We start from the raw sequence: 20,482 nt of genomic DNA on the forward strand, positions 1-20,482 counted from the left end.
GGCGAGGACTGGCGACGGCAGGCGAACAAGGGATTTTCAAGCATGGATCTGAGCGATCTTATCAACGTTCCGGCGATCATGCCGGCGTTGAAGGCGAACTCGAAGAAGCAGCTGCTGCAATTGCTGTCCGAAAGGGCGGCGGCAATTTCAGGCATTCCGGAGCGGGAGGTGTTCGACACCATCCTGCAGCGCGAACGGCTGGGCTCTACCGGCGTCGGCAACGGCATCGCCATTCCGCACGGCAAGCTGGCCGGGGTGAAGCGTATTGCCGGGGTGTTTGCCCGGCTGGAGACGCCGGTCGATTTCGAGGCGCTGGACGATCAGCCGGTCGATCTGGTGTTCCTGCTGCTGGCCCCGGAAGGTGCCGGTGCCGATCACCTCAAGGCATTGTCGCGCATCGCGCGGGTGCTGCGCGATGCCGACATGGTGGCCAAGATCAGGGGTACGCGCGATGCCGTGGCAATCCACGCGCTGTTGTCGGACACGCAGGCCTCGCACGCGGCCTGAAGTTTTTTCGATTGAGATCACATTTTGACAGGACTTCCAGGGCCGCGGTGAGCGGCCCTATCCTTTTCAACCGGACAGCCGTCGTTCTTGTTTGACCATGATCTACTCCGAAAACCGGGTCCCACTTTTCGGGATCATGGTTTAGTGGATAGCGACAGTGGTCAGGTCGTTTTCCATCGCACCGGCCAATGCGCGGTCGCGAGCATCGGAAAGCAGGATCGGCTGGCCGTTGGCGGCAAACAATGCCCACAACTCCATGCCGGGTTCGATTTCACCGAGGCCGGGGAAGCGCCCGCGCAGATCGTCGCTCGACACTTTCCGGAGATAGGCGACCGAGCCTTCGCCGAGATGGGCGAATTCGCCGCTGGTCATGGCGAGATTTTCGTCAGTTCTGGTCATTCAAGCCTCCTTGGCGCGAGACGCCGCTCAAGGCCATCCCGCATGAGAGCCATCGGTAAAGATCAGTCTTTCACCGATATGTTTATTTTCCGTACCAGCCGTTCCGACTCCGGCCGATCGAGATCGATCGACAGAAGGCCGTTCTTCAGCTCCGCCGCGATCACCCGCATGCCGTCGGCCAGCACGAAACAGCGCTGGAACTGGCGCGCGGCGATGCCGCGGTGAAGGAATTCGCGCTCGGTGTCGTCGTTTTGACGGCCGCGCACGACCAACTGGTTTTCCTCCGTGGTGACATCGAGATCGTTTTCCGCGAACCCGGCAACAGCGAGCGTGATGCGCAGCCTTTCGGCCTTGCCGTCGGCACCGCTGAGGCGCTCGATGTTGTAGGGAGGATAGCTGTCACCGGTCTTCGCCAGACGCTCAAGGGTCTTTTCCATAGCGTCGAAACCCAGAAGAAGCGGGCTGGAAAAGGGCGTCATTCGGCTCATGTTACACTGTCCTCTCGAGAGCGACATAAAGTGGAAAGACCCGCATGGCATCTTTCCCGGTGGTCTTGATATGGTCCGCCCCGCGGCCAAGTTCAAGCCGTCAAAAAAACCCGCCCAAAAAGACTCCCCAGACAAGGAATTGAAATGCCTCAACCACTAAAGATCATCATCGACACGGATCCCGGCCAGGACGATGCCGTCGCCATATTGCTGGCGCTCGGCAGTGCCGAACTGGAGATCGTCGGCATATCAGCTGTTGCCGGCAACGTGCCGTTGAAGCTCACCGAAAAGAACGCACGCAAGATCTGCGAACTTGCCGGCCGGCCCGATATCAAGGTCTATGCCGGCGCCCTCCGACCGCTGGCGCGTCAACTCGTCACCGCCGAGGAAGTGCATGGCAAGACCGGCCTCAACGGACCGCAACTGGCCGAACCGACGATGCCGTTGCAGGATCAGTACGCGGTCGATTTCATCGTCGAAACGCTGATGAATGAGCCGAGCGGCACGATCACGCTCTGCGCGCTAGGGCCGCTCACCAACATTGCCTTGGCGCTGATCCGCGAGCCGAAGATCGCGTCGCGTATCAAGGAAATCGTGCTGATGGGCGGCGGCTTCTTCGAAGGCGGCAATGTTACGCCGACCGCCGAGTTCAACATCTATGTCGACCCGCATGCCGCCGATGTCGTGTTCAAATCCGACATCCCCATCGTCATGATGCCGCTCGACGTCACCCACAAGGCGCTGACCACGGCCAAGCGCACGCAGACCTTTCGCCAGCTCGGCACCAAAGTGGGCACGGCCACCGCCGACATGCTCGAATTCTTCGAGCGTTTCGACGAAGAGAAATACGGCACGGACGGCGGGCCGCTACACGACCCTTGCGTCATCGCCTATCTGTTGAAGCCGGAGCTGTTCAAGGGCCGCAACTGCAACGTCAGCGTGGAGACCGCCTCCGAGCTTACCATGGGTATGACCGTCATCGACTGGTGGGGCGTGACCAAGCGGCCGAAGAACGCCATGGTGATGCGCGACATCGACCATGATGCGTTTTTCGCATTGCTGGTTGAGAGGCTTGGGCGGCTTTAGGGCCTCTTCCTTCTCCCCGTTTGCGGGGAGAAGATCCCGGCAGGGGATGAGCGGCGGCGGAGCTGCCCCTCACGCGGTCGCTGCGTGACCATCCGTGCCGGGGCGAGCCACTCGTTTCGCCCGTCCTTCGGACCGCCGTAAACGGGGGCGAGGGAAGGGGCGCTCTCATTTCGCCTTTGAAAATGCCAGCCACAGGCCGCCACCCACCAGGAAGCTGCCGCTGATCCGCGACAACAGCTTGACGCGGCTGGCCGACAGCAGGCGTCCGGCGCGGGCGGAGGCGAGCGCGTAGGTCGAATCCGACACGGCGGCAAAGACCATCGCGGTGAGGCCCATGACCACGATCTGCAGAGCGTAGTTGCCTTCCGCGGAAATGAATTGCGGGAAGAAGGCGCCGAAGAACACCAGCGTCTTCGGGTTGCTCAGCGCCACCAGCAGGCCCTGTAGGAAGAAGCCGCCGCGCGGCTTCCTCGCCGTTCCGTCGGCGTTCAGCGTGCCTTTCGAGCGGAACATCTGCACGCCCATCCAGATCAGATAGGCGGCGCCGATCAGCCTCACCCATTCGAACCAGTGCCCCATGCCCGCGATCAGCGACGTCAGGCCGATGCCGACAATGGCGATCATGATGGCGAGCCCGGCCTGGGTGCCGGCGACATTGGCAAGGCCGGCGCGCGAGCCGTGGCGGATGCTGTTGGCGATGATCAGCGTCACCGTCGGTCCGGGCACCAGGATGATGACGAGGCAAGCGACAAGATAGGCGGCGTAGAATTCCAGCGACATGGGAGTTCCCTCGACTGAATGCGCTTATTCGGCGCGGGCGAACCGCGATCATGCATGACGGCGACGCCGGTGCAAGCCGCAGGAAACGTCGCTGACAATGCCAGCCTGTTCAGGCACCGGCCTGCCACGGCAGCATCGCTTCATAGGCGGCGGCCGCTTTCAGCACGGCAAGGTCGCCGCGCGGCGGCCCGATCAATTGCATGCCCATCGGCCTGCCCTTGGCGTCGAAGCCGACCGGCACGTTGACCGCCGGACAGCCGCCCAGCGTGGCGAAGGCAGAGACCTGCATCCAGCGGTGGTAGCTGTCCATGGTCCGGCCGGCGACCTCCTGCGGCCAGTGGGTCGCGACATCGAAGGGAAAGACCTGCGCGCTCGGCAGCGCGATGAGGTCGAAGCGGTCGAACAGCGACAGCAGCGTTCGATGCCAGGATGAGCGTCGAACGGTGGCGGCGTAAACCTGCGGTGCCGTCAGCTGCTGCGCCTGTTCCACTTCCCACAACGCCTCCGGCTTCAGAAGCCTGCGCTTTGCGGGATCGTCGTAGTGAGCTCTCAGCGCGCAGCCGCTGGTCGCCTGGCGCAGCGTCACGAAGGCCTGCCACAGCGCTTCGAAGTCGACATCCGGCACCAGCGGCTTCGCGACGAACGATGCGTCCGCGAGCCGGGCCAGCGCGGCCTCACACAGCTGCAAAATGCCGGGTTCGATGGGCAGATGGCCGCCGAGATCGCCGAACCAGGCGATGCGGCCGCCAGCCGCAGCCGTTTCCAGCCCTTCGAGGAACGAACCTTGCTTGTAATGCGACAGCGGTGCGCGGGGGTGGTGACCGGCCTGCTGGTCAAGCAGCAGCGCCATGTCGCGAACGCTCCGGCCCATCGGCCCATCGACGCCCATCTGCGCATGGAAGACATCTAGGTCAGGGCCGCCGGGAACAAGTCCCTGGGATGGGCGAAAGCCATAGATATTGTTGTAGGCGGCCGGATTGCGCAGCGAGCCGCCAAAGTCGCTGCCGTCAGCGATGGGAACCATGTCGAGCGCGAGTGCAACGGCCGCTCCACCGCTCGAGCCGCGCCGGCGGTCACGGCCGGATCGAAAGCGTTGAGCGTCGGGCCGAACACGGTGTTGTAGGTGTTGGAGCCAAGTCCGAATTCGGGAACGTTGGTCTTGCCGATAACGATGGCTCCGGCCTTGCGGACGCGTTCGACGAAGAAATCATCTTCTTGCGGGACGAAATCGGCAAAGATCGGCGAGCCGAACGTGGTCGTGAGGCCCTTGGTCAGAGCCAGGTCCTTGATGGCGATCGGCAGGCCAAACAGCGGCCCGGCATGCCCCGCCTGCGCCAGATGGACGTCTGCCGTGTCGGCCTCGTCCAGGATGTCGCTACGCTCGTGCAGCGAGACGATGGCGTTGACCAGCGGGTTCACCGCTTCAATCCGGTCGAGGAATGCCACCATCACCTCGCGCACGGACAGGTGACGGCGCCTGATCGCGTCGGCAAGGTCCACGGCGGACAGGCGGCAGATATCGCCGGCGGGGGGCACGGCATGTTTGGTTACAGGACGCATGGCTTCTTCTAGTCGGCGGGTTTCTGCAAAGCAGCATCGACATCGCGCGCCAGCGGGATCGACGGCTGGGCGCCCGGCTTCAGGCAGGCGAGCGAACCGGCGGCGGCGGCGCGAGTGAGCGCCTGCTCGAGCGGCAGGCCGGATGACAGACCGGCGGCGAAATAGCCGCAAAACGTATCGCCGGCGCCGACCGTGTCGACCGGGGTGATCTTCAGCGCCGGAATGGTCAGGAAATCGTCCGGTGTCGCGGCCAGCACGCCATCGCCGCCGAGCGTGACGACGATGGTGCGGCCGGTCTTGCCGGCAAAATCGCGCATCCGTGCCGGGCGGTCCCGACCCTTCAGCGACATTGCTTCGCCGTAGAGGTCGAATTCGGTTTCGTTGGCGACGACATAGTCGGCCTTGGCGAGGAGGGCGGCGGCCTCGCCGCGGAACGGGGCGGTGTTGAGCACGGTGATCGCGCCTGCAGCGCGTGCGGCGTCGAGCGCGGCATCGATGGTCTGCAGCGGGATTTCGTGCTGCAGCAGCACGACATCGCCTTTCCCCGGGAAAGCCTTGGAAAGATCGCCCGGCAGAACCGAGTCGTTGGCGCCAGGCACCACAGCGATCACGTTCTCGCCGTCGGCGCCGACCATGATCAGCGCCGTGCCGGTCGAGGCGAAGCTTTCGCCGACGCCGGACAGATCGATCTTGCCGTCTCGCAGCAGCGCCAGCGCCTCGGTGGCGAAGTTATCCTTGCCGACCGCGCCGACCATGCGCACCTTGGCGCCGGCACGGGCGGCCGCCAGCGCCTGGTTGGCGCCCTTGCCGCCGGGCGCGGTGGTGAAACCGGAGCCGCGCACCGTCTCGCCGGGTGCGGGCAAACGGTCGACATTGGCGATAAGGTCGAGGTTGATCGAGCCGACAACGATAATCAAGGAATGCCTCCTGCTGAATACGCGGGAAGCTACCCTGTAAGACCGCTGCTTTCCAGAGCATGCTGATGCGGCAGGCGCTCTGTCATTTCGCCATTCGCTCAGGTCAGCAAGGTGATGTCATTTTCGGCATGAAATGAAAAACACCGGCGAAAGGTTTTCGCCGGTGTTGCTCCATGTCAACCATTTCAGGACGTGATCTGCCCCGCTTCCCAGCCGAGGATGGCGCGCTTGCGCGTCAAGCCCCAGTGGTAGCCGGTGAGAGCGCCGGATTTGCCGAGAGCCCGATGACACGGCACGACGAAGGACATCGGATTGGCGCCGACTGCGGCACCCACCGCGCGGCTTGCTGACGGCGCGCCGATGCGGGCGGCGATCGAAGAATAGGTGCAGGCCTTGCCCATTGGGATGCGCAGCAGAGCTTCCCAGACACGGAGCTGGAAGTCGGTGCCGATCATGACGACGCGCAGCGGCTGATCGGCACGCCACAGCGTCGGATCGAAGATACGAGCGGCATAGGGTGCGGTGGCGGACATGTCCTCGACATAGGTTGCGTTCGGCCAGCGGCCCGACATGTCGGCGAAGGCTGCGCGCTCGCCGCCGGCGTCGTTGAAGGCAAGGCCGGCCAGTCCGCGGTCGGTGACCATAATCAGGGCGATACCGAACGGCGAGATATGATAGCCGTAGCGGATGGTCAGGCCGGCGCCGCGCGTCTTGTAGTCGCCCGGCGACATCGCCTCGTGGGTGACGAAGAGATCGTGCAGCCGGCCGGGGCCGGACATGCCAACCTCGAACGAAGCCTCGAGCAGCGGCATGCCGGAATCGAGCAGTTTGCGCGCATGATCGAGCGTAACAGCCTGCAAGAAGCCCTTGGGCGATAAGCCAGCCCAACGGGTGAACAGTTTCTGCAGGCCGGTCGGCGTCTCGCCGACTTCCTCGGCCAATGTCTCAAGCGAGGGTTGGTCGCGATAGTCCAGGCTGATCTTCTCGATCGCGCGACGCACGACTTCGTAGTCGCTGCCTTCGGGCGTGATGTCGTTCTGAAGGATGGCTGACGGTTTCATCTGGGCATTCATGGTCATCTGGGCGTTCATGGCAATATCTCCTTGACTGCAAATATCGTTCTTCCCGCCCTTTGCCACCACCCGAAACTTGCCTTGTTGCCGCCGGCAACCAGATAGACACTGGCCCACACAGACACAGGCCAAGCAGGGGATGCCGATGGCCGGCGAAAAGGTGAACCTGACCGGGGCAAGGGAGACCTTGCTGATGACGCTCTACGGCAAGGCGCTGGAGAGTCGGCTGCCGCATTCGCTGCTCGGGGATCGCTTCGCCGATGAGGCGGTGCGCGCCATCGACTATGATTTCTCACGGCTCAAGGTCGACACCAATCTCGGCATCGGCCTGGCGATCCGGGCCAAGACGTTCGACGTGCGTGTTCAAGATTTCATCGCCAGGAATCCCGGCGCCATCGTGCTGCATCTCGGCTGCGGGCTCGATACGCGCATCTTCCGCGTCGATCCGCCCGAAGGCGTAGAGTGGTTCGATATCGACTATCCGGATGTCATCGAACTCAGGCGCAAGCTTTATACTTCGCGGGACCATTATCACCTGGTCGCATCATCGGTAACCGAACCGGATTGGCTGGCCGAGGTGCCGCACAACCGACCTGCCGTTGTGGTGATGGAAGGACTGACGCCCTATCTTCCGGCCGAGGAGGGGCCACGCCTGTTGTCGCGCCTTGTTTCGCATCTTGCCAGCGGCGAACTGATGTTCGACGCTTACAGCCGCTTCGGCCTGAAGCTGCTGCGCCTCAACCCGACTATCAGGGCGACGGGCGCCGAGGTCCACTGGGCGATCGACGACCCGCACGACCTGGAGCGCGTCGTTCCGAAGTTGCGGTTTGTCGATGACATCTCGGCCTACAGCGCTGAACGCACAGCTCACATGGGCTGGTCCGCGAAATTGTTCATCGGGCTTTGGAGACACATTCCCGCATTGCGCAAAGTCGGCAGGATCTTGCGCTTCCGGTTTTGAAGTGACGGGTCTAACGCGTTCTGGCGGTCGCCAGTGCCCTCGAAAAGGCGGTGGCGAAACTTTCGCGCGAGTCCGGGTCCAGGAAAGACCCGATCGGCACATTCTGCCCTTGGGCTTCCACTGCCATTCTGGTGATGCCGATCTCGGCGTGGCGGGCGATCGAAAAGCGCGCCCAGAACGGATTGAAGCGATGCGCTTCCGATTTGCCTGACGGAGCCGTCTTGCGGATGTCGAGGCTGGTGCGCGAGACCGATACCTCCTCGCGGGCGCGGGCGGCACGATAGTTGGCGCGGAAGGCGATGTAGACAGCAATCACGTCGAGGCCGAAGAAACCGAACACCGGCCAGGCGCCGCGCGACAGGAAAAACGCGCCGGTCACCACCCAGCCGAACAACAGCGTCCCCATCAGGATGGCAAAGCCGGTTTTGCCCAGCGACCGATGCGGTGTCAGCAGCGCATGGAAGAATGGTTCGTCGGCCTGAAATGAGGCGTTTGTGTCGCTCATGGTGGGATATTATAGGAAGGGAATGACGAGCCCCAAGTCCAAAAATTGCCCCACCCAAGAAATTGAGTTGCCGCCCGGTCGCCGCGACGGCTCGAATGCCAAGCCGCGCCCCAGGCCGGTGCGGCCCGGGTCGCTCTACAGCCCGGCCGAAGTGCACGAGATCTTCCGGCGGTTTTCCGTTCAGCGGCCGGAGCCGAAGGGTGAGCTCGAACATGTCAACGCCTTCACGTTGCTGGTGGCGGTGGTGCTTTCGGCGCAGGCGACCGATGCCGGCGTCAACAAGGCGACACGGGCGCTGTTCCAGGTTGCCGATACGCCGCAAAAGATGTTGGCGCTGGGCGAGGTCAAGGTTGGCGACTACATCAGAACCATCGGGCTCTGGCGCAACAAGGCAAAGAACGCCATTGCGCTGTCCGAAGTGCTGATCCGCGACCATGGCGGCGAGGTGCCTGACGACAGGGATCAACTGGTCAAGCTGCCGGGTGTCGGTCGCAAGACCGCCAATGTCGTGCTCAACATGGCCTTCGGCCAGCACACGATGGCGGTCGACACCCATATCTTGCGCATCGGCAACCGGCTGAGCCTGGCGCCCGGCAAGACGCCGGAGCAGGTCGAGCAAGGGCTGTTGAGGATCATCCCGGACGAGTTCATGCGCCACGCGCATCACTGGCTGATCCTGCATGGCCGCTATGTCTGCAAGGCGCGCAAGCCGGATTGTCCGGCCTGCGTCATTGCCGACATCTGCAAGGCTCAGGAGAAGACGACCGATGTGCCGGCGCCGCTGGTCGAACTCGCGCCGCTCGATTCTAATCCTCCTCCACAAACACCTCTTCGCGCTTCTTCTTGACCGCCGGCAGGAAGACGACGACGAGCACGGCGAGCGCGACGAAGAGCAGGCCGGCGCTGATCGGTCTCGTCACGAAGGTGGTCGGGTCGCCGCGCGAGAGAATCATGGCGCGGCGCAGGTTTTCCTCCAGCAACGGGCCGAGCACGAAGCCGAGCAGCAGCGGCGCGGGTTCGCAGCGCAGCTTGGTCAGGAGGTAGCCGAGGATGCCGAAGAAGGCGACGGCGTAGAGGTCGTAGACGTTGGTGTTGACGCTGTACACGCCGATCGAGCAGAACGCCATGATGATCGGGAAGAGCACGTAATAGGGGATCGTCAGGAGCTTCACCCAAAGCCCGATCAGCGGCAGGTTCAGGACGATCAGCATCAGATTGCCGATCCACATCGAGGCGATGATGCCCCAAAACAGCGCTGGCTGTTCGGTCGCGACATTGGGGCCGGGCACGATGCCCTGGATGATCATCGCGCCGATCATCAGCGCCATTACCGGGTTGGCCGGAATGCCGAGCGTCAGCATCGGGATGAAGGAGGTCTGCGCGCCGGCATTGTTGGCTGATTCCGGTCCAGCGACGCCTTCGATGGCGCCCTTGCCGAATTCCTCCGGGTGTTTCGATACGCGCTTTTCGACCGTGTAGGAGGCAAAGGCTGCAAGGATCGCGCCGCCTCCCGGCAGGATGCCGAGCGCCGAACCGATGATCGTTCCGCGCACGATGGGCGCCGCCATGCGCCGAAAGTCCTCGCGGGTCGGCATAAGGCCGGAGACCTTGCTGATCAGTACCGAGCGCTCGTGCTCGTTTTCGAGGTTGCGCAGGATCTCGGCGACGCCAAAGACGCCGACCGCCACCGCGACGAAATTCAGCCCGTCGGCATATTCGCGAATGCCGAGCGTGAAGCGCGGCGTGCCGGTGTAGATGTCGGTGCCGACAATGCCGAGCAGCAGGCCGAGCACGACCATCGCCAGCGCCTTGACGATCGAGCCGTGGGCGAGCGCGATGGACGAGACGAGGCCGACGATCATCAGCGAAAAATACTCGGCCGCGCCGAATTCCAGCGCTATCGCCGTCAGCGGGGGGGCAAAGACGGCGACGAGGAAGGTCGACACCGTGCCGGCAAAGAACGAGCCTATTGCCGCGATCGCGAGTGCTGCCCCGGCGCGGCCGTTCTTGGCCATCTGGTAGCCGTCGATTGCGGTGACGGCCGACGAGGATTCGCCAGGCATGTTGATCAGAATGGCGGTGGTCGAGCCGCCATATTGCGCGCCATAGTAGATGCCGGCGAGCATGATGAGCGAGGAAACCGGGTCGCCGATCTGGAAGGTGATCGGTAACAGCATGGCGATGGTTGCGGTGGCGCCGATGCCTGGCAGGACGCCGATCAGTGTGCCGAGAAGGACGCCGATCAGGCAGAAACCGAGATTTGCCGGCGTTGTAGCCGTCGAGAAGCCGAGCGCCAAATTACTGAGGAGTTCCATGGTCATCTCCTCACAATGGCAGCCAAGGGCCGAAGCGCTGGAACGGCAGGCCGAGTGCGTAGCTGAAGACGAGGAACGCAAACAGCGTCAGGCCGGCCGATAGCACGAGCGCGGTCAGCGGCTTCATGCGGGCGCTGGCAAATGATGCGATCAGCGCCGTCAGGAAGATCGACGGGATGAAGCCGAGGCCGCGCACCGTCAGGCCGAAGAAGATCGGAGCGGGAAGGATGAACAGCATGCCGCGCCACGCAATGTGGCCGATCGGCTCGCTCTCGAAGCGCACTGCCTGGACGAGGATGACGACGCCAAGCGCGATCAGGACGATCGCCAGGACCAGCGGGAAATAGCCCGGCCCCATGCGGAAGGCGGTGCCGATTTCGAGGCCGAGCGACTGCAGCGCGAAAAATGCGCCAAAAAAGATGAACAGCGCGGCGCATATGCCGTTGGTCCTGTCGATTGCAAAAGGCTTCATGATTTTCCTCCCAGACCCGCGCCGCGGGCGCGACGTTGCAATGCGAAAACGGGGGCCGAAGCGAAAACGGGGCGCTGGTGGCGCCCCGTTCAAATCCTCAGTCGGCGTACTGGCCAGCGGCTTCGATGATTGGCTTCCAGCGCGCGATCTCGCTTTCCAGCTTGGCCTTCAGCGCGGCCGGCGTCGCGTCGGCCTCGGGCGACGGCTTGGTGCCGAGTTCGGCGAAGCGGGCGGCGACGTTCTGGTCCTTCAGCGCGACCTGCAGCGATTTCGACAGGCGTTCGGTGATTTCGGCCGGCGTGCCCTTGGGGGCGTAGAGGGCGTGCCAGATGCCGACCTGCACCTCGGGAAGGCCGCCTTCCGTCGCCGTCGGGACGTCCGGCAACACATCAAGGCGTTCCGGCGAGGTGACAGCGTAGGCCTTGATCGTGCCGCCCTGGATCTGCTTGGTGGTGTTGGTCGTCTGGTCGCACATGATGTCGACCTGGCCGCCGAGAAGATCGGTCATGGCCGGGCCGGTGCCCTTGTAGGGGACGGTGACCAGCGGCGTCTTGATGGCGCTCATGAACAGCATGCCGCATAGGTGCGAGGCCGCACCTATGCCGGCATTGGCGACCGTGACCGTATCCTTATTGGCCTTGGCGTACTCGACCAGCCCCTTCAGATCGGTCGGCTCAAGGTCCTTGCGGGCGACGATGGCCATCGGCACCTCGGTGACGAGGCCGACATATTCGAAGGCGTTCAGCGTGTCGTATGCAAGCTTTCTGTAGAGCGTCGCGCTGGTCGCCATGCCGATATGATGGAGGAGCAGCGTATAACCGTCCGGCTCGGCGTTGGCGACGCGGCCCGCGCCCAGCGTGCCGCCGGCGCCGCCGACATTCTCGACGATGACCTGTTGGCCGAGATCCTTCGACATGGCTTCCGCGACGAGGCGCGTGACCGTGTCGGTCGGGCCGCCGGCCGAAAACGGCACCACAACGGTGATGGTTCGTTCGGGATAGGTTTGGGCGTCCGCGGCGAACGGATAAAGGGTGACGGCAGCGGCGGCAGCGAGTGCATTAACGAACTTTCTCATCGTGTTCTCCTCCCAGGATATGAACGCCAACCACTACGCCGACTTCCTCTCACACCGGCTGTGGATGGAGCAACTATTGTTACAAGCTAGCAGATTGCAATCGGACTCAAACGGCAAACTGCATTTATCCGCAATTGACCGCGATCGATGGGTGGAAAGATGTTTGGGGCCTGGGTGGACGCGGATGCGCATGGTGGAAATCTGCGGCTGTGCGTTGGCGAATGCCGGCTGCGGACCCCTCTGCCCTTCCTTCGATCTATTCTAGTAGCCGTAGCCGCGCGCCATCGCCGCCGCAAACACCGGGATTAGCAGGAAGATGAACGCTTCGGCGCGTACATAGCTGCGTACGGATGCAAGTTCCGCCGCCGGCACCTGGAAGCCGGGGCTGGCGGCGGCCTGCCTGTTCCAGGAGATGAAGCGGATGGTCGGGATGATCGACAACAGGCCGACAATGGCGAAGGCTGCCATCTTTGCCCAGAACATCCAGTTGTAGACGTAGAACTCCCAGCCCTTCAGGCCATAGAAGACGCGGCCGATGCCGACGACGATGATCAGCGTGGCGATGATGCCGTAGTGACGATCAATGCCGGCAAGCCGCTTGAGCGTCGCGGCAGGCAATTCGCTGCGGATCAGGACAAACTCGGCGCCTATGATGCCTGCCAGTGAAAATACCAGCAGATGATGGACGATCGCCAGCACAAGATCGGTGGTGTCCATGCTCTTTTTCTCCCGTCGGACGGCCAGTGTCGAACCCGAGCGTTTGAATCGGCCCCGCTGAATCGGTCAGTTGCGAAAGGTAGCATCGTTCGACGAGATTCCCATACCGGAACTCCCGGCAATCGGCGCCATTGACGCCAGATCCTGACAGCTTAGGTTTTTGCGCATGACCAGGCTGAAACGCGCCCTCAATCCGATGCCCGACGATATCCGAACCGCTCTTGCAGAGCGGGGATTAATGTTGGCCTATGAGGCTCGGCCGGATTATCAGAAGAACGATTACCTAGGCTGGATTGCCCGCGCCAAACGCCCTGAAACCAAGCAGAAGCGGCTCGACCAGATGCTCGATGAGCTGCAACGCAGCGGCATTTACATGAACATGGTTTGGCACGGCTGAACCATCGCCGTGCCGGTCGATGGGCAGGCGATATCGCCTTGCTGGCCCTTGCCTCCTTTTGGCGGTTCGCTAACGCCAGACATCGCAAACGAGGCACTTCATGAATGCTTTTCAAACCAGGTCGGCTCCGGTCATCGAGACGCCGCGAACCATCCTGCGACCGCACCAACTGGACGATTTCGACGCTTATGTCGTGATGTGGGCCGATCCCTTGGTCACCCGCTTCATCGGCGGCAAGCCGCGGACGCGAGAGGAAAGCTGGATGCGCTTCCTGCGTCATTCCGGCCTGTGGTCGCTGCTGGGCTACGGCTTCTGGGCAATCGAGGAAAAGGCGAGCGGCCGCTTCATCGGCGAGGCCGGTTTTCACGATCTGAAGCGTGACATGGAGCCGTCGATCGAAGGCATTCCGGAAGCAGGCTGGGCGCTGGCTTCGCACGCACACGGTCGGGGGCTCGCCAGCGAAGTCGTCGGACGGGTTCTCGCCTGGGGTGACGAGACGTTCGAGCGCGCAAGAACCGTCTGCATCATCGATCCGGAAAACACCGGCTCGCTGAAAGTCGCGGCAAAGTGCGGCTACAGGGAATTGCTGCGGACTACCTATCACGACGCAGCGACGATCCTGCTGGAACGGCGGGTGTGAAGTGCTTCATCGACTGAATTTGCCTGTTCTGCTAGCGTCGAGCATCACGCGAGGGAGGAACAAGACGATGCAGGCAATCACTGCGACAATTGCAAAGCTTTTCTGGGCGGGACTTGTGCTCACGCTGACGCTGCGGTTAGCGGCAGCCGACGCGACGGTGCCGACCGCCGATATCGAGGGTGCCGCCGACAACCATCTGGCCAAGCGTTACGAAGGCTCCTTCATCGTCTCCTACGAGAAATTTGCCTACACCGACTTCAGCGTGCCGCTGTCGCCGCTGAAGCCAAGTGCCGATGCGGATGCGCGTGACACGATGAACAACCGTGTGTTCGCGCCGGACAAGAAGGCCGAAATCGAAGGCGCCTTGACCCGGATCGCCTATGTGCTGCCGGCCGAGCGCTCGCCGCTCGAAGTGCTGCGCAACTACCAGGATGTGGTCGAGGCGGCCGGCGGTGAAATCCTGTTCGAATGCAAGAAGGAAGAGTGCGGTGGTGCCGGCGACCGTTCGTCGAGCGGCGGCGGCGGCGACATGAGCCTGATGATGTATTTCTTCCACGAAAGCGACATCAAGGACGCGAGCTTTTCCAACGGCGCTTGTGCGTTGACCTCGGGCATCAACGATCAGCGCTTTTTCGCCGCCAAGGTGCCGCAGGACGGCGGCGATGCCTATGTCACCGTGCAGGCCTATTCGATGATCGACGACGGCTATTGCAAGGAACTCAACGGCCGCACCGCTGCCGTGGTCCAGGTGCTGGAACCCAAGGCGCGCGACAAGAAGATGGTGGTGGTCGAGGCAGCCAAGATGGCGGATTCGCTGACTGCCACAGGCAGCATCTCGCTGTACGGCATCTTCTTCGACACCGACAAGGCGGATATCAAGCCGGAATCGGAACCGACGCTGAAGGAGATTTCGACGCTTCTGGCGAACGAACCGAAGATGGCGGTGATCGTTGTCGGCCACACCGACAATCAAGGCGCCTTCGACTATAATCTCGACCTGTCGTCGCGGCGGGCGCAATCGGTCAAGGCGGCGCTGGTGTCGAAATATGGCATCGACGATGCGCGATTGACCGCGGCCGGCGCCGGCATGATGGCGCCCGTTGCCAGCAACGACGATGAAACGGGCCGCGCCAAGAACCGCCGCGTGGTTCTGGTCAAGCTGAACTGACGAAGTCGGGCTTCTCTAGTCATCCGGCCTTGCGCAGCTTGCGCGCAAGGCCGCTCCACAGATCGCCGTCCCCACCGGGTGGTGTTGGGCCTGGATTCAACAACCTCGTCGAAGCATCGAAGGGTTGCGGCCGGGCGATCGCATAGCCCTGGGCATAGTCGACGCCGATTTCCTTCAACGCAGCGACAATGCCTTCGCTTTCGACGAATTCGGCGATGGTGCGCTTGCCCATCACCTTGCCGATATGATGGATCATCTCGACCATGGCACGGTCGATGCGATCCTCCAGCATGTCCTTGACGAAGCTGCCGTCTATCTTGAGGTAGTCGACAGGTAGGTGCTTCAGGTAGGCAAAGGACGACATGCCGCAACCGAAGTCGTCGAGGGCGAAGCGACAACCCAGTTCGCGTAGGTCCGCAATGAAGCGGATGGCGTTGGCGAGGTCGGCTATGGCGCTGGTCTCGGTGATTTCCAGGCAGATCATTTTCGGTGGAATGCCGTAGGCGAGAAACTGTTCGCGCAGAAAACCGAGGAACGTCTCGTCGCCAAAGCTCGCTCCGGAAAGATTGATGGCGCAGGTAGCGATTGGGGCGGTTCGCGGATCGGCAAGGCGTGCAGCCAGAACGCCGAAGGTGTTGCGCACCACCCAACGGTCGATCAAAGGCATCAGGCCGTAGCGCTCGGCTGCCGGAATGAAACTGGCTGGCGAAACGATGAGGCCGTCCTCGTCCGTCAGCCGCAACAGGATCTCGATATGGGCGCCGGTTTCCGCAGCCGCGTCGTTCAATGGCCAGATTTCCTGGGCATGAAGCTTGAAGCGGTTTTCTTCCAGCGCTGCGTGCAGACGCTGAACCCAGGCCATCTCGCTGAAGCGCTCCCGCAAGGCCGTATCGCCGTCGCTGTGCAGTTGGACCCGGTTGCGGCCTTTTTCCTTGGCCATGTAGCATGCGACATCGGCGGCTTGCAGGGTCTCCTCGATCGTGATTTTGCCGTTGGTGATCTGGACCATGCCGATGCTGACGGTGATGTTGAACGGCCGACCGACCCAAGCAAAATGCAGATCCTGCACGGTCGCACGCAGCCGTTCGGCGATGTCGGCGGCGAGATCCGGTTTGCAATCGAGGAGCAGAACACCGAATTCGTCGCCGCCCAATCGGGCCAGGATGTCGCCGGGTCGCAGCGGGTTGCCGAGCAACACGGAAATCTGCCGCAACAACTGATCGCCGGCGGCATGACCACAGGTATCGTTGACAAGCTTGAACTGGTCGAGATCCAGATACATCAACGCATGCTGGCGGGATTGCAATTCCGCAATTGCCCTTTCCAGGTGGCTTTCGAAGTCGCGGCGGTTGACAAGCCCGGTCAACGCGTCGTGCGACGCCTGCCATGAAAGCCGCTCGATGTAATCCTGTTCGCGCGTCATGTCGTGGAAAGCGAGGACCGCGCCGACAACATGGCCGGAAACCAGCAGTGGCGCACCGGTCAATGCGACGGGAACAAATGAGCCGTCAGCGCGCCGCAGCAGTTGCGGGCGGGCGTTGGCGCCGTACGGTTCGCCGGCCAGCAGGCGCTCCATCAACCGGGGTTCTTCGACGCCGGTGTCCTTGTCCACAAGCCGGAACAGCGACGCGACCGGTTTGCCCCTGGCTGCACTGAACGGGCATGCCATCAGACATTCCGCGACGGCGTTCATATAGTCCAGGCGTCCGTCTGCTCCGGTGCTGATGACGGCCTGGCCGATAGAGGCCAGGGTGATCTGGGCCCGCTCACGTTCGGCGTTGAGAGCATTCTGAAAAGCCCGACGCTGCGCCAGGAGTTTGCGTGTGCGCCATACGGCAAGCAGGATGAGCAAAGCGGCGGTAGCGAGATTGGCCATCATGAGCGCCATCATGATGAAGCGGGATCCCTCGCCGAGACTGTCGGAAAAAGCTTTGGAGAAGTGGCTGATTTGATGGTCGAGCTGACGAATCTCTTCCTTCCAGGCGCTGATTTGCGCCGGCGACGCCGGCCCCTTCCTGAACGCCTGGTGTATCGAGGTGCCGAGCCGGTCGATCGCGAGGATCATGCTGTCGGCGTCGGTCCAATGCCGGATGGCCATGTCGAGGTAGCTCACCCCACGGAAATTCTGGAACAGCCAGATCATCCCCGTCACGTCATCGGGGTGGTTTCCGCCCAGCAGAAAGCCGATGCGCGCCGCATTCGTATCGGGCTCCGCCTGTTCAAGCGCAAGCCGTGCCGAATGATCGGCGAGCGGAACGGCGATGCCCGCGCGATACTCGCCGAAAAAATCGTCGTTGCCGGTATCGGCATAAAGACTAAGAAAATAGATGGCGTGTTTCTGCCCCTTCGACCAATGGCTCTCGCCACCCACATAGGCGCGAACCGCCGACAGGGTGTAAAGGCTGCCGCTGGCGACCAGGGCCTGGACAAGAACGACAATGATGAATGGCCAGACGAGCCCGAGAAGGCGGGGGCTGGTGTCTGTCGGTGAAAGCTTCATTGAGCTTCCATGGAAATTGCCATGATCCCCGTGACTGGCCTGCCGACGGATACAGATGTCGGCCAAGGCGATGCCTTTACCTCGTGTTGCTCTGTAAACAGCAACAGCAAACCGACTAGCACGTTGGTCTTAACGCCCACTAAATTCTTCAAATATTTTGTTTCTGAAATTATTATTTCTCTGAGAATGAATATTACGCAGCGTCTGAAAGATAATCTTTAGATAAAATCTTATGCATTTTATTGCTTTTGCAACGCACTCACTTCGTGACGTCTGCAATATGGCATGGCGGGTGAGCCGGCTACGCCACATTCCTCTACGAGCTTGTATCTGTCTTCAGGCTCGCAAGTTCCAGCGCTGAAGCATCTTCGCCGAAAGCGCGGGTGGCGCGGGCAGCCGCTTCCAGCAAGGGTCGCGTCATGCGTTGGAGAAAGGCCGCGTCGACACGGGTGCTCGGGCCAGCAAGCGTCAATGCCCCGAGCAAGGTGCGCCCCGGTCCGAACACCGGCGCCGATACGCCCGCTGTCTCGGGGTCGCGGTCACCCAGCGACAGAAAGTGGTAGGTTGCGCGGATGGTGTCGTATGGCTCACCTTGCTGACCGGAAAACGCCGCCAGCACGCGGCCACCCGAACCGGAAAACAATGGCAGCACATCGCCTTCCCGGATGGTGTAGCGGATGGGGTGCTTCGACTCGACACGATAGAGACAGGTGCGGACATCGCCGGAGCGGACATAGAAAGCAACGCTTTCCCAGCTTCGATCAGCGAGGTCGCGCATGATCGGCAGCAGGATGTCTGCCGCCACCACCGAACGTTGGTAAAGCGCGCCAAGCCTGAAGGTGGCCGGGCCGACACGGTAGCGGCCGTCGTCGAGACGTTCCAGCAACTGGCCGCGCAGCAGCGAGTTCGCCAGCCTCAGAATCGTGCTCTTGTAAAGACCGGTTCGCGCTGCGATTTCAGCAAGGCTGAGCGACCGGTCGGCGGTGGCGAAGGCATCCAGAATGGCGATTGCGCGATCGAGCGCGGCAACGCCTTCGGTCGATGCAAGCTTGGTTGGCGCTTCAGTCATCTGCTTGACGATTTCATTTCGATTCCCAGCCGGGCGGAGCTGAGTGAAAGGATTGTGCCGCATGTAACCTGTTCTGTCTAGAAGAACGCCGTTCCTGTTGACAGAACGACGTGAAATCGGCATGAATTTTTGTCGAGCGGGTCTGAATTCAGGCTACGTTACTGGCAGGCACCGGAGGAGGTGTCGTGATTTGGAGGAATCCCATGCTGAACAGACGCAAATTCTTCAAATTCTTAATGAGCACCGCGGCGGCCGGCGCCGCCGGTTTTGCGGCGTTGCATCTCACACCGGCATTCGCGCAGGACGCGCCGCAGATCCAGATCTTCGTACCGGCGGCGCCCGGCGGCGGCTGGGACCAGACAGGGCGCACCATAGACCAGGTGCTGCGCAGTGAAAAACTGATCTCAGGCTCGCAGATCACCAATGTCGGCGGCGCCGGCGGTACGGTCGGTCTGCCGCAATTCATCAGCCAGTGGAACGGCAAGGGCAATTCGTTGATGGTTGCCGGCATGGTCATGGTTGGCGCCATCATTGCCAACAAATCCGCCAACAACCTCTCGGAAGTCACGCCGATCGCCCGCCTCACCGGCGAGTTCGAGGCGTTGGTGGTGCCGGCAGACTCGCCGTTCAAGACGGCCGCCGATTTCGTTGCGGCCCTCAAGGCCGATCCGACCAAGGTTCCGGTGGCCGGCGGCTCGGCCGGCGGCTCGGACCACATCCTGTTCGGCCTGATCGCAAAGACGGTCGGTGTTCCGGCAACCAACCTTTCCTATGTCCCGTTCGCGGGCGGTGGCGAGGCGCTGTCGGCGCTTCTCGGCAACCAGGTCGCGGCCGGCATCTCGGGCTTCGGCGAATTCTCCGAGCAAGTCAAGGCGGGCGCGCTTCGCCTGCTGGCCATTTCCGCGGACAAGCGCCAGGACGGCATCGACGCACCGACGCTGAAGGAAGCCGGCATCGATGTCGAGCTGTTCAATTGGCGCGGCGTCTTCGCACCGCCGGGTGTTTCCGACGCCGACAAGGCAGCAATGGTCACGCTGATCGAGACCATGGCCAAGAGCGAGGCCTGGGCCACCGAATGCAAGAACCGCAACTGGACGCAAATCCTGCTCACCGGTGACGACTATGCCAAATTCCTTGCCGACGACACCGCCCGCATCGGGGCCATCCTCAAGGATCTCGGCCTCGCCTGATGTCTTGAAGGGGCGGCCAGCGCCACCCCTTTTTAGACTTTCACCTCCGCATGGACATATGATCCATCGGGGGTGAAACTACGTTGAGGTCGGCCGTGGGATGCCGGCCGTCTTGGGAGGACGATCATGAGCACCAGCGACCAGCAGGCGGCGCCGTCGCGCCTTGCCATGCCCGAATTGTTGATCGGCATCGGGCTTCTGGCCTGCGCCGGAGCGGTAGCCTGGCAGACCCTGGCGATCCCGGTGTCGCCGCTCTACTCCAAGGTTGGCCCGACTGTCTTCCCCTACCTCACCATGGTAGGCATGGTGGTTCTTTCCCTGCTTCTCATCGTCGCCGCAATACGCGGTGGCTGGCAGCCCGAGGAAGAAAAGGAAACGCCGACCGACTGGAAGGCGATGGGCTTCGTCGTCGCCGGCCTGATCGCAAACCTGGTGCTGATCCAGCCGCTCGGCTTCACCGCGGCTTCCGTGATCATGTTCGTTCTCATCTGCTACGGCTTTGGCAGCCGGCACACGCTGCGTGACGCGCTGACCGGCCTGATCCTGGCACTTGCGGCCTATTTCGGCTTTGCACGGGCGCTTGGCGTCAACATCGGCGCCGGCTTCATCGAGAACCAGCTGAATACGGCCATCGATTCGATCATCAGCATGTTGAGGGGCTGA

The 20,482-nt window shown here is 62.3% G+C and carries 22 protein-coding genes and 1 pseudogene; 10 read left to right on the top strand and 13 right to left on the bottom strand.

All coding sequences use genetic code 11. From position 1 onward, the window contains the following. Nucleotides 1-42 precede the first annotated feature (42 nt). On the top strand, nt 43-507 hold the full coding sequence (gene ptsN, locus LHFGNBLO_RS13475; RefSeq protein WP_258608085.1) for a PTS IIA-like nitrogen regulatory protein PtsN: 465 nt from the start codon (nt 43-45) through the stop codon (nt 505-507). Nucleotides 508-648: 141 nt separating this feature from the next. Here ptsN and LHFGNBLO_RS13480 read toward each other — a convergent pair whose 3' ends face one another. Then, nucleotides 649-906, bottom strand: a complete 258-nt coding sequence (locus tag LHFGNBLO_RS13480) for a DUF1150 family protein (protein ID WP_258608086.1) — start codon at nt 904-906, stop codon at nt 649-651. 62 nt (nt 907-968) lie between these two features. Continuing rightward, on the bottom strand, nt 969-1,394 hold the full coding sequence (locus LHFGNBLO_RS13485; protein ID WP_258608087.1) for an Hsp20 family protein: 426 nt from the start codon (nt 1,392-1,394) through the stop codon (nt 969-971). 144 nt (nt 1,395-1,538) lie between these two features. On the opposite strand from LHFGNBLO_RS13485, the gene LHFGNBLO_RS13490 reads away from it, so the two are divergent. Next, nucleotides 1,539-2,480: a nucleoside hydrolase gene (locus tag LHFGNBLO_RS13490; protein WP_258608088.1), complete on the top strand. Its 942-nt coding sequence runs from the start codon at nt 1,539-1,541 to the stop codon at nt 2,478-2,480. Between the two features lie 165 nt (nt 2,481-2,645). Here LHFGNBLO_RS13490 and LHFGNBLO_RS13495 read toward each other — a convergent pair whose 3' ends face one another. From LHFGNBLO_RS13495 to LHFGNBLO_RS13510, 4 genes and pseudogenes are all read right to left on the bottom strand, one after another. Then, a complete protein-coding gene (locus LHFGNBLO_RS13495; protein ID WP_258608089.1) occupies nt 2,646-3,260 on the bottom strand; it encodes a LysE family translocator in 615 nt (204 codons plus the stop codon). Nucleotides 3,261-3,369: 109 nt separating this feature from the next. Continuing rightward, a pseudogene (locus LHFGNBLO_RS13500) lies at nt 3,370-4,820 on the bottom strand (amidase). Between the two features lie 8 nt (nt 4,821-4,828). Continuing rightward, nucleotides 4,829-5,737 (bottom strand): ribokinase, encoded by a 909-nt coding sequence (locus LHFGNBLO_RS13505; protein WP_258608090.1) that lies wholly within the window; start codon nt 5,735-5,737, stop codon nt 4,829-4,831. Between the two features lie 185 nt (nt 5,738-5,922). Next, on the bottom strand, nt 5,923-6,810 hold the full coding sequence (locus LHFGNBLO_RS13510; protein WP_258609710.1) for a methylated-DNA--[protein]-cysteine S-methyltransferase: 888 nt from the start codon (nt 6,808-6,810) through the stop codon (nt 5,923-5,925). Between the two features lie 145 nt (nt 6,811-6,955). On the opposite strand from LHFGNBLO_RS13510, the gene LHFGNBLO_RS13515 reads away from it, so the two are divergent. Beyond that, entirely contained in the window at nt 6,956-7,771 is an 816-nt protein-coding gene (locus LHFGNBLO_RS13515; RefSeq protein WP_258608091.1) for a class I SAM-dependent methyltransferase, read from the top strand. A gap of 10 nt (nt 7,772-7,781) precedes the next feature. Here LHFGNBLO_RS13515 and LHFGNBLO_RS13520 read toward each other — a convergent pair whose 3' ends face one another. Next, nucleotides 7,782-8,276, bottom strand: coding sequence for a DUF2244 domain-containing protein (locus LHFGNBLO_RS13520; protein ID WP_258608094.1), 495 nt, complete (start codon nt 8,274-8,276; stop codon nt 7,782-7,784). Between the two features lie 22 nt (nt 8,277-8,298). Between LHFGNBLO_RS13520 and nth the strand changes: the two genes are divergently transcribed. Continuing rightward, on the top strand, nt 8,299-9,123 hold the full coding sequence (gene nth, locus LHFGNBLO_RS13525; protein WP_258608096.1) for an endonuclease III: 825 nt from the start codon (nt 8,299-8,301) through the stop codon (nt 9,121-9,123). Here the strand turns inward: nth and LHFGNBLO_RS13530 are convergent. The 4 genes from LHFGNBLO_RS13530 to LHFGNBLO_RS13545 form a co-directional block, all read right to left on the bottom strand. Beyond that, nucleotides 9,083-10,591, bottom strand: a complete 1,509-nt coding sequence (locus LHFGNBLO_RS13530; RefSeq protein ID WP_258608098.1) for a tripartite tricarboxylate transporter permease — start codon at nt 10,589-10,591, stop codon at nt 9,083-9,085. The genes nth and LHFGNBLO_RS13530 overlap by 41 nt on opposite strands. A gap of 10 nt (nt 10,592-10,601) precedes the next feature. Continuing rightward, the gene (locus LHFGNBLO_RS13535; protein ID WP_258608099.1) at nt 10,602-11,063 is read right to left on the bottom strand and encodes a tripartite tricarboxylate transporter TctB family protein; all 462 of its coding nucleotides are present in this window, start codon (nt 11,061-11,063) and stop codon (nt 10,602-10,604) included. Nucleotides 11,064-11,160: 97 nt separating this feature from the next. Continuing rightward, entirely contained in the window at nt 11,161-12,138 is a 978-nt protein-coding gene (locus tag LHFGNBLO_RS13540; RefSeq protein ID WP_258608107.1) for a tripartite tricarboxylate transporter substrate-binding protein, read from the bottom strand. A gap of 261 nt (nt 12,139-12,399) precedes the next feature. Next, nucleotides 12,400-12,855 carry a DUF2214 family protein gene (locus tag LHFGNBLO_RS13545; RefSeq protein ID WP_258608108.1) on the bottom strand — a complete coding sequence of 152 codons (456 nt, stop codon included), beginning with the start codon at nt 12,853-12,855 and terminating at the stop codon, nt 12,400-12,402. A gap of 166 nt (nt 12,856-13,021) precedes the next feature. On the opposite strand from LHFGNBLO_RS13545, the gene LHFGNBLO_RS13550 reads away from it, so the two are divergent. The 3 genes from LHFGNBLO_RS13550 (at nt 13,022) to LHFGNBLO_RS13560 (ending at nt 15,060) form a co-directional block, all read left to right on the top strand. After that, complete coding sequence (locus LHFGNBLO_RS13550) at nt 13,022-13,252, top strand: YdeI/OmpD-associated family protein (RefSeq protein ID WP_258608110.1); 231 nt, start codon at nt 13,022-13,024, stop codon at nt 13,250-13,252. Between the two features lie 100 nt (nt 13,253-13,352). Beyond that, nucleotides 13,353-13,892 carry a GNAT family N-acetyltransferase gene (locus tag LHFGNBLO_RS13555; protein ID WP_258608112.1) on the top strand — a complete coding sequence of 180 codons (540 nt, stop codon included), beginning with the start codon at nt 13,353-13,355 and terminating at the stop codon, nt 13,890-13,892. A gap of 67 nt (nt 13,893-13,959) precedes the next feature. Further along, entirely contained in the window at nt 13,960-15,060 is a 1,101-nt protein-coding gene (locus LHFGNBLO_RS13560) for an OmpA family protein (RefSeq protein WP_258608114.1), read from the top strand. A 19-nt stretch (nt 15,061-15,079) separates the two neighbouring features. Here the strand turns inward: LHFGNBLO_RS13560 and LHFGNBLO_RS13565 are convergent, their stop codons facing one another. Beyond that, nucleotides 15,080-17,560: an EAL domain-containing protein gene (locus tag LHFGNBLO_RS13565; RefSeq protein WP_258608117.1), complete on the bottom strand. Its 2,481-nt coding sequence runs from the start codon at nt 17,558-17,560 to the stop codon at nt 15,080-15,082. A gap of 9 nt (nt 17,561-17,569) precedes the next feature. On the opposite strand from LHFGNBLO_RS13565, the gene LHFGNBLO_RS13570 reads away from it, so the two are divergent. After that, nucleotides 17,570-17,782 (top strand): hypothetical protein, encoded by a 213-nt coding sequence (locus LHFGNBLO_RS13570; protein WP_258608120.1) that lies wholly within the window; start codon nt 17,570-17,572, stop codon nt 17,780-17,782. A 94-nt stretch (nt 17,783-17,876) separates the two neighbouring features. On the opposite strand, the gene LHFGNBLO_RS13575 is transcribed toward LHFGNBLO_RS13570, so the two are convergent. Next, nucleotides 17,877-18,629, bottom strand: a complete 753-nt coding sequence (locus tag LHFGNBLO_RS13575) for an IclR family transcriptional regulator (protein WP_258608123.1) — start codon at nt 18,627-18,629, stop codon at nt 17,877-17,879. Between the two features lie 203 nt (nt 18,630-18,832). On the opposite strand from LHFGNBLO_RS13575, the gene LHFGNBLO_RS13580 reads away from it, so the two are divergent. Both LHFGNBLO_RS13580 and LHFGNBLO_RS13585 read left to right on the top strand, forming a co-directional pair. Further along, the gene (locus tag LHFGNBLO_RS13580; protein ID WP_258608129.1) at nt 18,833-19,819 is read left to right on the top strand and encodes a Bug family tripartite tricarboxylate transporter substrate binding protein; all 987 of its coding nucleotides are present in this window, start codon (nt 18,833-18,835) and stop codon (nt 19,817-19,819) included. Between the two features lie 126 nt (nt 19,820-19,945). Then, nucleotides 19,946-20,482: a tripartite tricarboxylate transporter TctB family protein gene (locus tag LHFGNBLO_RS13585; RefSeq protein ID WP_258608131.1), complete on the top strand. Its 537-nt coding sequence runs from the start codon at nt 19,946-19,948 to the stop codon at nt 20,480-20,482.

The organism is Mesorhizobium sp. AR10 (assembly GCF_024746795.1).
Taxonomy (GTDB): domain Bacteria; phylum Pseudomonadota; class Alphaproteobacteria; order Rhizobiales; family Rhizobiaceae; genus Mesorhizobium.

Excerpts from the sequence above, each read along its gene's own strand:
- ptsN (WP_258608085.1), top strand. The coding sequence starts at position 43 with ATGGATCTGAGCGATCTTATCAACGTTCCGGCGATCATGCCGGCGTTG.
- LHFGNBLO_RS13480 (WP_258608086.1), bottom strand. The coding sequence starts at position 906 with ATGACCAGAACTGACGAAAATCTCGCCATGACCAGCGGCGAATTCGCC.
- LHFGNBLO_RS13485 (WP_258608087.1), bottom strand. The coding sequence starts at position 1,394 with ATGAGCCGAATGACGCCCTTTTCCAGCCCGCTTCTTCTGGGTTTCGAC.
- LHFGNBLO_RS13490 (WP_258608088.1), top strand. The coding sequence starts at position 1,539 with ATGCCTCAACCACTAAAGATCATCATCGACACGGATCCCGGCCAGGAC.
- LHFGNBLO_RS13495 (WP_258608089.1), bottom strand. The coding sequence starts at position 3,260 with ATGTCGCTGGAATTCTACGCCGCCTATCTTGTCGCTTGCCTCGTCATC.
- LHFGNBLO_RS13510 (WP_258609710.1), bottom strand. The coding sequence starts at position 6,810 with ATGAATGCCCAGATGAAACCGTCAGCCATCCTTCAGAACGACATCACG.
- LHFGNBLO_RS13515 (WP_258608091.1), top strand. The coding sequence starts at position 6,956 with ATGGCCGGCGAAAAGGTGAACCTGACCGGGGCAAGGGAGACCTTGCTG.
- LHFGNBLO_RS13520 (WP_258608094.1), bottom strand. The coding sequence starts at position 8,276 with ATGAGCGACACAAACGCCTCATTTCAGGCCGACGAACCATTCTTCCAT.
- nth (WP_258608096.1), top strand. The coding sequence starts at position 8,299 with ATGACGAGCCCCAAGTCCAAAAATTGCCCCACCCAAGAAATTGAGTTG.
- LHFGNBLO_RS13530 (WP_258608098.1), bottom strand. The coding sequence starts at position 10,591 with ATGGAACTCCTCAGTAATTTGGCGCTCGGCTTCTCGACGGCTACAACG.
- LHFGNBLO_RS13535 (WP_258608099.1), bottom strand. The coding sequence starts at position 11,063 with ATGAAGCCTTTTGCAATCGACAGGACCAACGGCATATGCGCCGCGCTG.
- LHFGNBLO_RS13540 (WP_258608107.1), bottom strand. The coding sequence starts at position 12,138 with ATGAGAAAGTTCGTTAATGCACTCGCTGCCGCCGCTGCCGTCACCCTT.
- LHFGNBLO_RS13545 (WP_258608108.1), bottom strand. The coding sequence starts at position 12,855 with ATGGACACCACCGATCTTGTGCTGGCGATCGTCCATCATCTGCTGGTA.
- LHFGNBLO_RS13550 (WP_258608110.1), top strand. The coding sequence starts at position 13,022 with ATGACCAGGCTGAAACGCGCCCTCAATCCGATGCCCGACGATATCCGA.
- LHFGNBLO_RS13555 (WP_258608112.1), top strand. The coding sequence starts at position 13,353 with ATGAATGCTTTTCAAACCAGGTCGGCTCCGGTCATCGAGACGCCGCGA.
- LHFGNBLO_RS13560 (WP_258608114.1), top strand. The coding sequence starts at position 13,960 with ATGCAGGCAATCACTGCGACAATTGCAAAGCTTTTCTGGGCGGGACTT.
- LHFGNBLO_RS13565 (WP_258608117.1), bottom strand. The coding sequence starts at position 17,560 with ATGAAGCTTTCACCGACAGACACCAGCCCCCGCCTTCTCGGGCTCGTC.
- LHFGNBLO_RS13570 (WP_258608120.1), top strand. The coding sequence starts at position 17,570 with ATGGAAATTGCCATGATCCCCGTGACTGGCCTGCCGACGGATACAGAT.
- LHFGNBLO_RS13575 (WP_258608123.1), bottom strand. The coding sequence starts at position 18,629 with ATGACTGAAGCGCCAACCAAGCTTGCATCGACCGAAGGCGTTGCCGCG.
- LHFGNBLO_RS13580 (WP_258608129.1), top strand. The coding sequence starts at position 18,833 with ATGCTGAACAGACGCAAATTCTTCAAATTCTTAATGAGCACCGCGGCG.
- LHFGNBLO_RS13585 (WP_258608131.1), top strand. The coding sequence starts at position 19,946 with ATGAGCACCAGCGACCAGCAGGCGGCGCCGTCGCGCCTTGCCATGCCC.